Source organism: Streptosporangium sp. NPDC020145, from assembly GCF_040631275.1.
In the GTDB taxonomy this organism is placed as follows: Bacteria; Actinomycetota; Actinomycetes; order Streptosporangiales; family Streptosporangiaceae; genus Streptosporangium.
On record NZ_JBEXZT010000026.1, the window covers coordinates 75,534 to 89,782 of the forward strand.

17 protein-coding genes and 1 tRNA gene are annotated in these 14,249 nt (G+C 66.8%); 10 read left to right on the forward strand and 8 right to left on the reverse strand.

Annotated features, from left to right (window positions below):
• Window positions 1–219: 219 nt before the first annotated feature.
• Complete coding sequence (locus ABZ463_RS33475; RefSeq protein ID WP_362782307.1) at window positions 220–486, reverse strand: winged helix-turn-helix domain-containing protein; 267 nt, start codon at window positions 484–486, stop codon at window positions 220–222.
• A gap of 226 nt (window positions 487–712) precedes the next feature.
• On the opposite strand from ABZ463_RS33475, the gene ABZ463_RS33480 reads away from it, so the two are divergent.
• Window positions 713–1,027 (forward strand): hypothetical protein, encoded by a 315-nt coding sequence (locus ABZ463_RS33480; RefSeq protein ID WP_362782310.1) that lies wholly within the window; start codon window positions 713–715, stop codon window positions 1,025–1,027.
• Window positions 1,028–1,763: 736 nt separating this feature from the next.
• On the opposite strand, the gene ABZ463_RS33485 is transcribed toward ABZ463_RS33480, so the two are convergent.
• The 3 genes from ABZ463_RS33485 to ABZ463_RS33495 form a co-directional block, all read right to left on the reverse strand.
• Entirely contained in the window at window positions 1,764–2,357 is a 594-nt protein-coding gene (locus ABZ463_RS33485; protein ID WP_362782313.1) for a guanylate kinase, read from the reverse strand.
• Window positions 2,354–3,391: an AAA family ATPase gene (locus ABZ463_RS33490; RefSeq protein WP_362782316.1), complete on the reverse strand. Its 1,038-nt coding sequence runs from the start codon at window positions 3,389–3,391 to the stop codon at window positions 2,354–2,356. The genes ABZ463_RS33485 and ABZ463_RS33490 overlap by 4 nt, the downstream gene beginning before the upstream one ends.
• Before the next feature lie 270 nt (window positions 3,392–3,661).
• The gene (locus tag ABZ463_RS33495; protein ID WP_362782319.1) at window positions 3,662–4,027 is read right to left on the reverse strand and encodes a winged helix-turn-helix domain-containing protein; all 366 of its coding nucleotides are present in this window, start codon (window positions 4,025–4,027) and stop codon (window positions 3,662–3,664) included.
• 137 nt (window positions 4,028–4,164) lie between these two features.
• Between ABZ463_RS33495 and ABZ463_RS33500 the strand changes: the two genes are divergently transcribed.
• The 9 genes from ABZ463_RS33500 to ABZ463_RS33540 all read left to right on the forward strand — a co-directional run bounded on the left by ABZ463_RS33500 (window position 4,165) and on the right by ABZ463_RS33540 (window position 10,202).
• The gene (locus ABZ463_RS33500; RefSeq protein ID WP_362782322.1) at window positions 4,165–4,503 is read left to right on the forward strand and encodes a hypothetical protein; all 339 of its coding nucleotides are present in this window, start codon (window positions 4,165–4,167) and stop codon (window positions 4,501–4,503) included.
• Window positions 4,500–5,876: an FtsK/SpoIIIE domain-containing protein gene (locus tag ABZ463_RS33505; RefSeq protein WP_362782325.1), complete on the forward strand. Its 1,377-nt coding sequence runs from the start codon at window positions 4,500–4,502 to the stop codon at window positions 5,874–5,876. The genes ABZ463_RS33500 and ABZ463_RS33505 overlap by 4 nt, the downstream gene beginning before the upstream one ends.
• A gap of 30 nt (window positions 5,877–5,906) precedes the next feature.
• A complete protein-coding gene (locus ABZ463_RS33510) occupies window positions 5,907–6,632 on the forward strand; it encodes a DUF2637 domain-containing protein (protein WP_362782328.1) in 726 nt (241 codons plus the stop codon).
• A 16-nt stretch (window positions 6,633–6,648) separates the two neighbouring features.
• Window positions 6,649–6,993 (forward strand): hypothetical protein, encoded by a 345-nt coding sequence (locus tag ABZ463_RS33515; protein ID WP_362782331.1) that lies wholly within the window; start codon window positions 6,649–6,651, stop codon window positions 6,991–6,993.
• Window positions 6,994–7,006: 13 nt separating this feature from the next.
• On the forward strand, window positions 7,007–7,183 hold the full coding sequence (locus tag ABZ463_RS33520) for a hypothetical protein (RefSeq protein WP_362782333.1): 177 nt from the start codon (window positions 7,007–7,009) through the stop codon (window positions 7,181–7,183).
• Window positions 7,180–7,311 carry a hypothetical protein gene (locus ABZ463_RS33525; RefSeq protein ID WP_362782336.1) on the forward strand — a complete coding sequence of 44 codons (132 nt, stop codon included), beginning with the start codon at window positions 7,180–7,182 and terminating at the stop codon, window positions 7,309–7,311. The genes ABZ463_RS33520 and ABZ463_RS33525 overlap by 4 nt, the downstream gene beginning before the upstream one ends.
• Before the next feature lie 103 nt (window positions 7,312–7,414).
• Window positions 7,415–8,794, forward strand: coding sequence for a replication initiator (locus ABZ463_RS33530; RefSeq protein WP_362782338.1), 1,380 nt, complete (start codon window positions 7,415–7,417; stop codon window positions 8,792–8,794).
• The gene (locus tag ABZ463_RS33535) at window positions 8,791–8,976 is read left to right on the forward strand and encodes an excisionase family DNA-binding protein (protein WP_362782341.1); all 186 of its coding nucleotides are present in this window, start codon (window positions 8,791–8,793) and stop codon (window positions 8,974–8,976) included. Before ABZ463_RS33530 ends, ABZ463_RS33535 begins: the two co-directional genes overlap by 4 nt.
• Window positions 8,973–10,202 (forward strand): tyrosine-type recombinase/integrase, encoded by a 1,230-nt coding sequence (locus ABZ463_RS33540; protein ID WP_362782343.1) that lies wholly within the window; start codon window positions 8,973–8,975, stop codon window positions 10,200–10,202. Before ABZ463_RS33535 ends, ABZ463_RS33540 begins: the two co-directional genes overlap by 4 nt.
• Before the next feature lie 89 nt (window positions 10,203–10,291).
• Here the strand turns inward: ABZ463_RS33540 and ABZ463_RS33545 are convergent, their stop codons facing one another.
• From ABZ463_RS33545 to ricT, 4 genes are all read right to left on the reverse strand, one after another.
• Window positions 10,292–11,491: a hypothetical protein gene (locus ABZ463_RS33545; RefSeq protein ID WP_362782346.1), complete on the reverse strand. Its 1,200-nt coding sequence runs from the start codon at window positions 11,489–11,491 to the stop codon at window positions 10,292–10,294.
• Between the two features lie 162 nt (window positions 11,492–11,653).
• Window positions 11,654–11,730 (reverse strand) — tRNA-Thr (locus tag ABZ463_RS33550).
• A 68-nt stretch (window positions 11,731–11,798) separates the two neighbouring features.
• Window positions 11,799–13,322, reverse strand: a complete 1,524-nt coding sequence (locus ABZ463_RS33555; RefSeq protein WP_362782349.1) for an alpha/beta hydrolase — start codon at window positions 13,320–13,322, stop codon at window positions 11,799–11,801.
• A 55-nt stretch (window positions 13,323–13,377) separates the two neighbouring features.
• Complete coding sequence (ricT, locus tag ABZ463_RS33560) at window positions 13,378–14,196, reverse strand: regulatory iron-sulfur-containing complex subunit RicT (RefSeq protein ID WP_352012972.1); 819 nt, start codon at window positions 14,194–14,196, stop codon at window positions 13,378–13,380.
• Window positions 14,197–14,249: the final 53 nt, after the last annotated feature.

Consider the following 14,249-nt stretch of genomic DNA (forward strand, 5'->3'; position numbering starts at 1 on the left):
CCTTGGAAGGCTACGTATGGCGACTTTGCCGCTGTTCGTAGGGCTGCCGCCCGGTGGATATCAGCGCGTGGGCGGTGCTGGTCGCGACCGGCCGAAGAGCCGCAGCGCGGCCAGTGACCGCCCGACGCGCGGCGAGACGCCGAAGGCGGATCGCCTTTAAAGACGTAGAGAAAGTTCTCATCCGGAGTCGAAGGTCTCCGGTGATCTTGGTCTAGCTGGCTACTCTGCTGCCTCGTCGGGCTCGGCTGCGCGCTCTTCGGCGGTGGTGACGAAGCTGCCCATGCCGCGTTCAGTGCGGATCCAGCGATCCTTGCGGAGGGCGTTCATGACCTTCTGGGCGGTCTGCGTGGCTATGCCGAACTCCTGGGTGAGGTCGACCACTGAGGGGATCCGCTGTCCGGGCTTGTACTGGCTGGCCTCGATACGCTTGACGATGATGTCCCGCACCTGGCGCCACCTGGGCAGATCGTCTCGCAGCTCAGTCATGGGCACACGGTAGAAGTGGACGGTAGTGCCCTCCCCACCAGCACATACTGCGGTGTTCTATGGTGCACTACAGTGTTCTTTGCTTATGATGCTCGCGTGGCCATCCTCCAAAAGCCCGCAACGAGGGGGCGGAGGGGCAAGGCCACTCGGCTGTGAATCGGAGGGCTCCAACCCTGGAGGTCGAGATGACGCGAGACGAGGTAACCGGCTCGGTGGGGGGTGAGACATGACTCCCCCGCTCGATGGTGACGCGGAAGCGGTGAATGCGGCACAGGGACTCCGCGTGGCCTTGGCTGAACATCGGATCGAGGCCGATGTCCATCACGGGTACGGCCTGGCGCTGGTGTCGGTCTGGGCCGGGTTCAACGTCTGGTGCTACCAACAGCGCTTCTGGTGGCGTGTCGGATGGAACCAGGACCGTCAGCGCGTCCTCTACAACTGGCATCCGGCGGCCGAACCTGCTCGGGCCGCTCGCCGGATCGCCCTCCACTATGCCGATCTCCGTAGACGGCACGCGCGTTCGGAGGAGGCTCCATCGTGATCGCTGTGGACAAGTGCGTCAGCCCGCATGTGGCGATGGCTCAGCGTGATCATGTCCGACTGGCGTGGGCTCCTCGCTCCCCGAGGTTGGAACGGGTGCGGTCGACCTCCTGGACCTGCGGTTGCAGGGCCACGGTGTATGAGCTGTGCACGGGTGGAGGCCGCGCCTTCCTCCGGCGGACGGTTCAGCTCGATGGCGGACATGAGGTCTGGGAAACCCCTCTCATGTCGATCAGTGAAGCTGGGGTGATCTGGACAGAGCTGCTGTCCGGAAGAGCCCGATAGACAGGCGCGGCGGCGATGGTCTGGAGGGGCGCGCCGCCGCGCCGGCCAGAAGTCGACGGATGACTTCTGGCCCCTACCTCCTCCGTTCCTAGAAGCCTGGGCGACTGCCCATGGCCGTACTGCGCCGGACCGGCCTCGTCCGCGGTGTCCACCTGTTCACGCGGACACCGTTACCCACACCACCCCAGAGACGAGGGGGATCCGGCAGTCGGATGGCCATCACGGCGACCAAGGGCGGAGGAGGCAGGGATATCCCAAGGTCGAGAGCCGCAGTGAATGGAAGGGGAAGACAGTGGCCATGGCCATGACGTACGGGTCTTCCTCCGGCGGCTGTCCGCACATCTCGGTGTCCTGGACGTTCAACCCTCAGGGGATGTGGACAGGGGCCAGGTGCAACGGCTGCGGGACCTGGTGGCGGTTGGATCTGATCCCGCCGGACGTCGCGGCTCGGCTCACGGGGGGTTCGCCTCCTCGTGAGAACGCCCGGCCGTCCGTAGTCGGTCGTAGGCCGTCATGATCTCCTCGGCTGCGGCGTCAGCACTGAGCCAGTTGGTCTCGATGTGCAGATGAAAGAACCCGTCGTCAGTGTTGGCTTCCAGGTCGGCGAGGGTCTCGTCCCATGCGGCCAGGCGTTTGCCGGTGTCGGTGTCCCCGCGGCTGATGGATCGCTGCTCGGTCACCTCACGCTGCGCCCACAGCAGCACCCGCAACCAGGAATCCGGCTCGCGTCCGATCAGTCGACGGAGATCGCCCATGTTGCCCATGTGCACGACCGGTACGACTCCGATGGAGGTCAAGGAGTCGATGGCCCGCCGGTCGATGGCGTAGACGTTGCCGTACCTGTGGGTCTCGGCAATCAGGCGTCCCGCGTCGCGCAACTGCGCGAGCTCCTCGGCGGTGACGAGTACATACCCCTCGGCTCGGCCGGTGCCGACTTTGAGCTTGGGCAGCAGTACGAACCGCGAGTCCAGCCGGTTGAGGGCAGCGGTGATGGTGTCCTTGCCGCTGGCGGGCGGGCCGTACAGGACAATCCCGACTGGGCTCATGCCAGGATCCGCTTGAGCGCCTCGCGGGTCTGGTCGGCAAGGCTGATCGCTGAGCCGAGCCGGTTGTCGACGGTGACGTGTGCGGTGGGCGGGCTGTTGTCGGTGTCGATGCCGGTGAGGTACTGCTCCCAGTTGTTCAGCTTCCAGGCGTCTCGGGCGGCGCCGCGGAACTCGATGTACTCGCGCATTGACTCCGGATCGCAGCGGACCCAGATGGCCGCCAGGTCTATGCCTTTGGCGGTGCACCTGTTCTCCAGGCGGGTGAACCACGCCTCATCCTTCAACTCCGTGATGAACGGGGCCGACAGGATGGAGGAGGTGCCGACATTGAGGTTGTCCCACGCGGTCTCCATCAGGCACCGGTACTCCAGCGGGCGGACCTCCTTGAGATACAGCTCGCTCTGCCGGTCGTTGGGGTCGCTGCCCAGGGAGACGAGAAGCCGCTCGACGATGGAGCGGGTCAGGGAGTCCTTGTCGAGGAACGCCCAGCCGGTGATGTCGGACAGGAAGCGGGAGAACTCGCTCTTGCCGGATCCGGCGTACCCGCCGACCAGGACCAGGATCGGCTTGGGACTTCCTCCGCCGTGGCGTCTACGCCATGCGTCGACCACCCGGCCGCGTAAGAGGGCCTGCGGAGAGCCGTCCGCCTCAATGTCGCCGAGAGAGACCTTGGTGAACGTCTCCTCGATGACCTGTGCTGCGGCGTCGTCGGCTGCGGGATTGGAGGGGGCAGGCAGATCGGAAATCACGATTTCCGCTTTCTGTGATTCACCCGGCAAAGCGGGACGAAAGCCTAATTCAGGCTCGGTGGCCTCGTAAAGGAGACAGTAAGCGCGCCGGTAATGCGGGCCTGGGTATCCGGTGCCCTGCTCGTGTCCCCATAGGGTTTGGAAGTTGGCGGCCGGTACGGCAAGGCCGTGGCGCAGGGCCGTCTGGCGTAGCCGTTCGCCCGCGGCCTCCAGGGTGAGCCCGTGGGCCTCCCGGTGTTCCCGCAGGCGGGAAGGGATCCAGCCCGGTCGCTGGGTCGTCTTCATTGCATACCTTCGCCTTCACACTCGGGGGCGGTGTGCGGTCGTGCAGGTGAAAACGCTCGTGTAAATCGCCTGTAAGACGACCTGAAGAAGCTTAGCTAGATCGTCGTGATACAGAAACTCCGCAGCTCGCGGTGAACTTGCGTCATCCCGAAAGGCGAAAACCCGGGGAACGTGAGGAGAGCACGATGAGCGCAGAGGAGGAACGGATCCTGCGGGAGTTGGCCGCGATCCGGGAAGAGCTGGACGAACTGGTGTGCCGGGTCGACCAGATCACTTCGGCTCTTGGAACACCGCCGCCTCCAGGGTGGCGAGCCGATCCCCCAGCTCCTTGAGGCTCTGGCGCATGTGGGCAAGCTGGTCCAAGACCTCGGTGTTCACGGCTGACGACTCGGGGCCGGCGGCTGCGGCGGGGACCTCACGGACGAACACTCCCTTGCCCTGCTGGCCGATCACCGTGCCCTCGGTGCGGAGAACACTGATCGCGGACTTGACCACGCTGGCGGAGACGTCGAAGCGCTCACACAGTTGGGCGATGGAGGGCAGTGCCGTACCGGCGGGCAGTGCTCCACTGCGGATCTGGTCGCGCAGCTCATCGACGATCTGCAAGTAAGCCGGTCGGCCGGTCTTCTCCACCATCTGCGCTCTCCTCGTCTCCCCTCAAGTTCAGCACACCCCCGTAAAGAAACCAACCAAGGAGCCAAGGAACTCATTGACAACTTAGAATTCCAAGTGTTCCATGTCTTCTAAGCAACCCATCTAGCTAAGGAACGATCATGCGCACCATCCCCATCCCCGTCGACGTCAGCAAGCTCCAGATCACCTGCGTCAAGGCCGCCAAGCCCCGCCTGGTCAGCAAGGAGACCGGCGAGATCAAGCGGGACAAGGACGGCAACACCATGTACGAGCTCACCCTCCTGTTCGAGGACGAGTTCAACCGCATGGAACTGGTCAAGGTCAGCGTCACCCCCGAACCCCAGATCAACGCCGGTGAGGAGGTCGTCCCGGTGGGCCTGGTCGGCTTCGTCTGGGAGCAGGGCGGACGCTGGGGCATCGCCTACCGGGCGCAGGCATTCATCCCCGCCGGTTCCCCCAGGACGGGGGCGGACCTGTGATCGACCTCCACCACCCCTTACTCAAGGTCCTCGCCGTCCTGATCACCCTGATCCTGTGGCGGCGCTGGGCTCCGGCCTCCTACTGGTACCTCTTCGTCTTCCCCCGCAAGGCCATCGCGCTGCGCTGGACGTGGCGGCACGTCGCCACCGGCTGTGGGCTGACCAAGAAGCGGTACCGCTGGTGGTTCACCACCGTCCCCGGCCTGATCGCCTCGACCGGCGTCGTGCGGGTCAAGCGGCGCTTCCAGCGGGTCGAGGTCGACACCAAGCCCTGGATGGGCCTGCCCCGGCCGGTACGGCACGGCTTCCGCATCACCTTCCACCTGCTCGACGGCCAGATCCCCGACGACTACGCCAAGGTATGCGAGCGTCTCGCGCACGCCTGGCGGATCGAGGCGGTCCGGGTCGTCGGCTCCCGACCTGGCCGCGTCACCCTCCAGGGGATCACCCAGGACCCTTTAACCCACGTCGCACCCGCCGTACCCCCGGCTGAACCCTCGGGCGGCTGGCGCGCCGAAGACCTGCTCCGGCCGATCGTCGGCGTGCTGGAGACCGGCGCGGCCTGGCGGATGGACCTGCGGCTCATCCCGCACTGGATGAACGCGGGCGCCACCCAGTCCGGCAAGTCCAACCTGATCAACGCGCTCATCGTCGGCCTGGCCCCGCAACCGGTCGCCCTGGTCGGCTTCGACCTCAAGGGCGGGGTGGAACTGTCGGCCTACGCCGCCCGGCTCACCGCACTGGCCACGACCCGTGACGAGTGTCTGGACCTGCTCGGCGACCTGATCGCGGTCATGGGCGCCCGGATGCTGGCCTGTCGCCGGTACGGCGTGCGCGACATCTGGCAGCTACCCGACGCCGCGCGCCCCATCCCGGTCGTGGTCCTGGTCGACGAGGTGGCCGAGCTCTTCCTCACCGCAGACAAGGCCGAAAAGGACCAGGTCACCCGTACGGCTACCGCCCTGCTGCGCATCGCCCAGCTTGGCCGCGCCTTCGGGATCCACCTGATCCTGTCCGGCCAGCGCATCGGTTCCGACCTCGGTCCCGGCGTGACCGCGCTGCGTGCCCAGATCGGCGGACGGGTCTGCCATCGGGTCAACGACCCGGAAACCGCGGTGATGACCCTCGGCGACCTCGACCCCGACGCGCTGGTGGCCGCTCGGTCCATCGCGCCGGAACAGCCCGGCGTGGCGGTGATCACCGGTGCGGACGGCCGGTGGTACCGGGCGCGGTCCGGCTACGTCTCGACCACCGCGGCCGAGCAAGCCGCCGGCACCTATGCCGACGTGACCCCCTCCTGGAACCAGGTCGCCGCCTCCGGTCTCGGTCACGAGCTCCCTGGCGCCGACAGCACTCCCGAACTCGCCGCCTGACCTTCTCCACGCTCGAAGGGAGGAATCCCGATGCCCACGACAGCGCCTCGCCTGGCCGTACGGCTGGCCGACGTCGGGCCGGTGCTGATCCTCGCCCTGATCGCCGGGGCGGGCAGCTTCACCCACATCCGCGACACGGCCACCGAACACGGACAGTCCGGCCCGATGGCCTGGGCGGTGGCGGTCTGCGTCGACCTCACCTGTGTCATGGCCGCGCGGGAACGGCAGCGCGACAAGAAGAACGGACGGGAACGAGACGGCTGGATCTCCTGGCCGACCCTCGTCCTCGTCGGCGGGATCGTCCTGTCGCTGGCCGCCAACCTCGCTCAGGCCGAACCGTCCGCCTGGGGGTGGATCACCGCGGCGACTCCGGCGGGGGCATTCCTGATCGCGGTCTCCATGCTCGAACGCCGCGCCACCGAACTCCGCCCCGAACCGTCCCCGAAAGCCGTTCCCGTCGCCGTTCCGGAGTCCATCCCCGCGGCGGACGCCGTACCAGGAACCCAGAACGGCCCGACCACACTCTTCCCGCTTCCCGTCCCCGCCGTACCCAGCCCCAACGACATCCAGAACGACGAGAACGGCGCTGGTACGGCTGATCCGCTCCTGGACTACGCGCGCCGCGTCGCCGACGAACACCACGCTCGGCACGGCAAACCGATCACCCGCGACACCCTGCGCGCCCGGCTGGGCGTGTCCAGCCAACTCGCCTCCGACCTGTTGCGCGCCCTGCGTGACAGCCCCGAACTCGTCTGACACGAAAGGAAACGCCATGCCTACCACCGACCCCCGCGCCGCCCTCATCGACGGCCTGCGCGACCTGGCCGCCTTCCTGGAAACCACCCCCGGCGTCCCCGCCCCCTTCTCCGTCACGGTGCACCACTTCCCCGACGGGACCGACACCGAGATCCGCGCCGAGATCGACGGCATCGCCGAACTCCTCGGAACCGACGTCGACCCCGGTGACAGGGGTTACGGCCACTACCGCACCGGCCTGGCCTTCGGGCCGGTCCAGTACTCGGCCGTGGGCATCCTCGCCCCCGCCCGCGCCCGCCACGACGCCGAGATGTCCTACGCGGGCTGCATCGACCCCGTCACCCCACCCCACGCCGCCTGAAAGAGAGATCCCCATGCGTATCCGCATCGATGGCACCTATGCCGAACTCGTCCACGCCGCCAACACGATCCGCAAGGTCCTGCCGGTCGGCTCGGTCTCGCCGATCCTCCCGCTCCACGAGCGCCCCTACACCTGGCGCGTGTTCCTCAGCACCGCCCCCAAGCGCGACACCGGGAGATGGACCGCATGACCGATGACCAGGACACTCCACCCGTCGACCTCGTCCCTCAGCGCTGGCAGTGCTGCGACTGCGGCGGGACCGGACTCGACAGCCACGGCCAGACCTGCGACCTGTGCGAGGGCCTCGGCTTCAGCTGAGCCTCGGCGCCCCCGGCGTGACCACACATCCGCCAAGACGCTCGTCACGTCGGGGGCCATCCCACACCGAACCCCTAAAAGCCCGGAAGGGACGCGCCCCATCATGCCAAACACCTACGCGGTAGCCGGGATGATCACCCGGCTCCACGATCCCCAATACGAACGCTGGGCCTCCCAGATCCGCCGGACCGGCGGCTGCCGACAGCCCATCCACCTGCGCGGCCACGTCTTCCACGTCGACCCCGCCACCGGCCGGCGCCTGCACACCTACACCACCGCCACCGAACCGGACGGCGTGCTGCGCCTGCCCTGCAAGACCCGGCGGGCCTCCCGCTGCCCGGCCTGTGCCGAGACCTACCGGGCCGACACCTACCAACTGATCCGCGCCGGTCTGGTGGGCGGCAAGGGCGTCCCCGACTCGGTCACCGCTCACCCCTGCCTGTTCGTCACCCTCACCGCCCCCTCCTTCGGCACCGTCCACACCCAGCGAGAGCAGGGCGGCACCGTCCTGCCCTGCCACCCCCGGCGAGACGCGCCCACCTGCCCGCACGGACGGACCATGTCCTGCACGGCCCGTCACGGGGCCGACGACTCCCGGCTCGGGGAACCACTGTGCTCGGACTGCTACGACTACGCCGGAGCGGTGCTGTTCAACGCCATGTCCCCGGAACTGTGGCGGCGCTTCACCGAAGCCCTGCGGCGACGCGTGGCCAAACTCGGCGGCCTGACGCTCCGAGAGCTCCGCGAGCAGGTCACGATCTCCTTCGCCAAGGTCGCCGAGTACCAGCGCCGCGGAGTCGTCCACTTCCACGCCGTGATCCGCCTCGACGGCCGGGACGGTCCCGCCTCCCCGCCCCCGGCCTGGGCAACGGCCGACGCCCTGGAACAGGCCGTACAGCATGCCGCCTCGGCCGTCGCGGTCACCACCCCCGCGGCGACCGACGAGCCTGCCCGGGTCCTGCGCTGGGGAACCCAGCTCGACACCCGCGAGATCACCATGACCGGCGACCTCACCGAACAGGCCGTCGCCGCCTACATCGCCAAGTACGCCACCAAAGCCGCCGAATGCGTCGGCACCCTCGACCGGCGCATCAACCCCCTCGACGACCTGACCGCCTTCGACCTGCGCGACCACCCCCGGCGGCTCATCGCCGAGTGCATGCGCCTGGGCGCCCTCGACGACCTGGCCAACCTGCGACTCATCCAGTGGGCGCACATGCTCGGCTTCCGCGGCCACTTCTCCACCAAGAGCCGCCGCTACTCCACCACCCTCGGCAAACTCCGCGCCGCCCGCGCCGCCTTCACCCGCGGGGAAACCATCACCACCGGCCGCCTCCCGCTCTTCGACGAGGACACCGTCCTCGTGATCTCCCACTGGGAGTACGCCGGAAAGGGCCTGTCCGCCGGTGACGCCCTTCTGGTAGCCGCGCTTACCGGAATCTCCCTGGCTGATCCACTCTCCCTTTCCGGAGGTGGCTCATGACCCCCCTTCTCCTCACCGTCTCCGAAGCTGCCGCGGCTCTGGCGATCTCCCGGAGCAAGCTCTACCAACTGCTGGCCTCCGGCTCGGTCAGCTCGATCCGGATCGACGGTTCCAGACGGATCCCTCTTTCGGCCCTTCACGACTACATCGACCACCTGACCTCGGCGGAGCGTGCGGCATGACCAAGCCCCTCGTCGGCACCTCCGACAAGTCGAACAAGAAGACCGCCCCCAAGCTCCGTGACGGGGTCATGAAGCGCGGAACCACCTGGTCATACGTGATCCGCGTCAAGGACCCTGAGACCGGCGAGAGCAAGCCCAAGTGGGTCGGCGGCTTCGCCACCGAGGACGACGCCAAAGAGGCCCGTGACGAGGCACGGGTGAGCGCCCGGCGGGGTGAGTACGTCGACCGGAACACGATCACCGTGGGCGAGTACCTCGATGACTGGATCGAGGACCATGCCATGGAGATCAAGCCGGGAACGCTTGAGGACTACCGAATCTCCATTCGCCTCTACATCAAGCCCTTCATCGGCAAGATCCGGCTTCAGGCGGTCCGGCCCGCCACGATCACCAAGCTCTACCGGGATCTCCTGGCCAGGGGCGGGCGTGACGGGAAGCCGCTGGCGGTATCCACCGTCGTCCACACGCACGCCATCCTTCGCCGGGCGTTCCGAGACGCCGTCGAAGTCCACGAGTACCTCAGCAGTTCACCCGTCGACAAGGCCAAGCGCCCCCGCGAGAACTGGAAGGAGCCGGGCATGATCTGGACCCCGGCACAGCTCCGGACCTTCCTCAGCCTGGCCCGTTCGCATCGGCTGTTCGCCTTCTTCCACTTGGCGGCCTACACGGGCGCCCGGCGGGGTGAGCTGCTGAACCTGCGGTGGCCTGACGTCGACCTGGAGGGGAAGCAGATCACCATCAAGGGCTCGACGGGCGTCGTCGACGGCGAGCACATCGCGGGCACCACGAAGAGCGGCCGGACTCGCGTGGTCACTCTCGACGAGGGGACGGTCAAGGTTCTCCGGGCTCACTGGGAAGCGCAGGAAGCCGAGAGGCTCCGGGTCGGCGACGCCTGGAAGGGTGAGGAGAACGGCCACGTCTTCACGACCGCCTGGGGCGGCCCCATCTACCCGACCACCGTGACGGCGCTGCCGGGCAAGCTGATCAAGGCGTACAACGAACCGGGGGACAAGAGTCAGATTCCGGCCAACCCCCTGCCCTACGCCCGCCTCCACGACCTTCGGCACATCCACGCGACCACACTTCTTCTGGCTGGCGTCCCGGTCCATGTAGTCGCCGCCCGCCTCGGCCACGCCGATCCAGCGATCACACTCCGCGTCTACGCCCACGTGATCCGCTCTGCGGAAACTGCCGCTGCCGACGTCTTCGCCAAAGCTCTCAGCTAAAAACCCTTCCCCTCCCAAAGAAGTCTCTGATCCTAATTAACCTAGGATCAGAGACTTTCCTCTATCTGTACCGAAGACTGATATTTCAGTCACACATTTGGGATTACTACAGGCAGGAAAGCCATTTTGATATAACGCTGCGGGTCATGCTTGGACGTCATCAGATAATCCCGTCTGACCTCAGGATCGTCGTTACGCGCCGCAGAGCGAAACAGGGGATGCCCCCTGATCGCAGCATCTGCCTTCTCGATAATCTCGGCAGGTCTTTCTGTTTGAATAAAAACAATAAGGGCAGCCTTGGTGTCTCGCCAAGCCGTATACCCGAGCAATTGATCGACAGCCTCAGTGAGTCTCTTTTGACCACCCCACATCTTGCACTCACCGATAAAAACGTTACGGTCTTTCCATCCGAGGAGAATGTCGGTTTTGCCTATGCAGTTGAACACTTCTCCACGGGCCGCTCCCTCATAGTTGGCGTTGAGGACAAACAGCAATAGATCACGGAAGCCCTCCTCGCCAAGGCGGCGAGCAGTTTGAGGTAGGCGCTCAGCGGCTCGACTCATTCCGCTGATGGTTCTGATCACGTCCTGATACATATCCTCGGCCAGGCGCGGGTCGTCATTTCCCGGTGAAGGTGGTGCTGGCTCGATGCGCACTCTCTTACGACGGACAGGAACATGGACTTGCTGGGACTCGGGGGCAGGGGCTAGCGGAATGTCGAGCACGGCTGAGAGTTCAGCAGCGTGATCAAGCGCTTCCTTGCGCCGCCTTACCGCCTTTGCAATTGCTGACTTCAGTTGAGGTTCCCAACCCTGGACATCACCGTTGGCCCAACTCGTCCGGTCCGTCATCTCTTTGCGCATCGCATCAATCTGCGCCATCACATTCTCCGAAGTGAGGCGCTGCCCGCTAACCCAGAAGACCATCGCATCTTCACGGATGGTCGCCCTGGGTGCGCTCATTCTGTAGGTAGTGGCCCGTCGCCTCAATAGCTCTGGATCGCCGACATAGGGAACGATCACGGACAGTGCTTGGCCAGGTAGCTCCCCCGCACTAAAACCATCCTGCCAACGAATCACTTTCTCAGTTATCGGCGTTCGGGTGATCGAGTTGAAGTCGAACTCCACTGGCACGACCCTGTACTCGTCAATCAAGCGATCGATAACAGACTCGGCTGAGAACCGGATCTCCTCGGCAGGCACTTGGGCGACAGCTTCAACCGCGCGGTCCAGCCTGCCCCCCAGGTAGCGATCCAGGGCACCGTCCGCGAAGAGTTCTCCATCCATCATTCAAGAAGTGTGCCTCATGATCGGCATGAGCGGACCGTCCACGCTCGCCGAACATTGGCTTCAGCACTCACCCTGCCGCGGGAGAAACCACCGGGGCCACGATGCTGTTAGCAAGGGTGTTAGCAAGAGGCCCCCACCGGAACCCGGTGGGGGCCTCTGACCTGGAGCCGCCTTCGGGATTCGAACCCGAGACCCCTTCATTACGAGTGAAGTGCTCTGGCCGACTGAGCTAAGGCGGCATGTCGCGTCCGCGTGAACGCGACCTACGGCAGTCTACAGGCTTCGCGGGGGTTTGCGCTCCACCGTGTCAGTCGATCTTCGGGCAGCGGACACCGTCCTCGGGAACGGTCAGGTTGATCAGATAGTCGTCGACCAAACGGTCCACACAGGACGAACCGCTGCGGTAGGCCGTGTGACCGTCGCCGTCGAAGTCGACCAGGACTCCCGAGGAGAGCTCGCTCGCCAGGGCCTTGGCCCACTCGTACGGCGTCGCCGGGTCACGCTCGGTCCCCACGACCAGGATGGGCGCGGCCCCTGGGGCATCGATCTTCTCCTTGGGGGCCGGCTCGATCGGCCAGTAGGCGCAGGCCAGCGTCCCCCACATGATGTACGGCCCGAACAGGGGAGCGTCCTTGAGCGACTCACGCGCCGCGGCGGCGAACTCGGCCGAACCCCGGGGGAAGGCGGAGTCGACGCAGTTGATGGCGGTGTTCGCCTCGGTCTGGTTGGCGTACTCGCCGTTCCGGTCACGGTTGACCAGCAGGTCGGCCAGGCGCAGCAGGGTAGTTCCGTCGCCGCGTTGGGCGTCGGTGAGCGCACGGCGCAGGATCGGCCACGCCTGCCGTTCGTAGAGCGGGGTGACCAGGCCGAGGACGGTCCACGACTCACCGATCGCGCGGCTGTCGGTCCTGTTGGTGAGCGGCTGCCGGTCCGCGCGGCTCAGCAGTTCGGCGATCTGCTTCCGGGCGGAGGCCACCGTGCCCTGGAAGGGGCAGTCGGGCGCGGTGAGGCAGTTCTCCAGGAAGGCGTCGAGGGCCACCTCGAAGCCACGGGCCTGGGTGACGTTCATCTCCACCGGGGTGAGCGAGGGATCGACGGCGCCGTCCAGCACGAGGGCGCGCACCCGCTTGGGGAACAGGTCGGCGTAGACCGCGCCGAGTTGCGTGCCGTACGACTTGCCGAGGTAGGTGAGGCGTTCGTCGCCGAGGGCGGCGCGCAGCAGGTCCATGTCCTTGGCCGCGTTGGTGGTGCCGACGTACGGCAGGAGCTTGCCCGAGCGGGCCTGGCATCCGGCGACGTAGGCACGCGCGCCCTTCTCCAGGGCCGCGATCTCCTCCGGGGAGTCGGGGGAGCCGTCCAGACCGGTGTAGTCGTCCAGTTCCTTCGACGACAGGCAGCGCACGGGCGCGGAGCCGCCGACCCCGCGTGGGTCGAAGCCCACCACGTCGAACCTTTCCCGTACGGCGTCGCTCAGCACCGACTGGGCGTTGCGCGCGTACTCGACGCCCGAGGCGCCGGGACCACCGGGATTGATCAGGATGGAGCCGACACGCTTGCCCTTCGCGGGCAGCCGGATGACGCTGATCTCGATCTTCTCGCCGTCCGGCTTGGCGTAGTCGAGGGGAACCCCCAGCTTGGCGCACTCGTAGCCACCGCCACAGGAGGTCCACGCGAGTGAGGTGGCCACCCCGCCGTCACGGGTGGCACCACCGTCACGAGCGGCACCGGCGTCACGGCCGTCGCGGGCGTCCACCCCCGAACAAGCCGTCGCGAACAACGTCAGCGCCGCGAACGCGGCGGCCGTACGGCGGTACCTGTGCGGTGTGACCACTCGCCTCATCCTTCTGGGTCAGGGCGTGCGAGGTCACGCGCGAGACGTTCGGATCCTACTGCGAGTCGCCGTAGGCGGCGTCGTGTTGTTTTCTCGGGGAGCAGACGGAGGCGGACGGGCAGGCGCAGCGACGGCCGCCGTCGTCGAGGCGGACGACCACCGAGTCGGAGGGGACGTTGCGCCCGACCACGGTTCCCGGGCCCTGCGCGGTGTCCACCTTCGCCCCGACCTTGGGCATTCTGCTCTGCGCCTCGGTGTAGAGGGGGTGTTCGTATTTCAGGCAGCACATCAGCCGCCCGCACGCCCCGGCGATGCGCATCGGGTTGACCGGCAGCTCCTGGTCCTTGGCCATCCGCACCGAGACCGGTTCGAAGTCCTTCAGGAAGGTCGCGCAGCACAGGTCACGGCCGCAGGGACCGATCCCGCCCTGCAGCCGGGCCTCGTCGCGGGGGCCGATCTGGCGCAGCTCGACGCGGGCCCGCAGGTTCCTGGCCAGGTCGCGGACGAGGAGACGGAAGTCCACCCGGTGGGGGGCCGAGAAGTAGACGGTGTAGACGTTGTCCGTGTCGAGGTAGTCGACCCCGACGACCTTCATGGGCAGTTCGTGCCGTCTGATGAGCCGTTTGGCGACGCTCCTGGCCTCGGCCCGCCGGCGTCTGTTGGTCTCGTCGCGGGTCAGGTGCTCCTCCCCGGCGAGGCCCTCGCACACCGGCAGGCCGTCGATCTCCTCACTCGTCCACTGCGGCGCCCAGACGCACTCGGCGACCTCGGGGCCGGCGTCGGTCGGCACGAGCACCTTGTCGCCGATCTTGGGGCTGTGGCCGCCCGGATCGAGGTAGTACAGACGGCCGTATCGGGTGAAGCTCACGGCCATGATCATGCTCATATGGCTCCAAGCGGCTGGGGGTACGGCTAAGCGCCCACGCC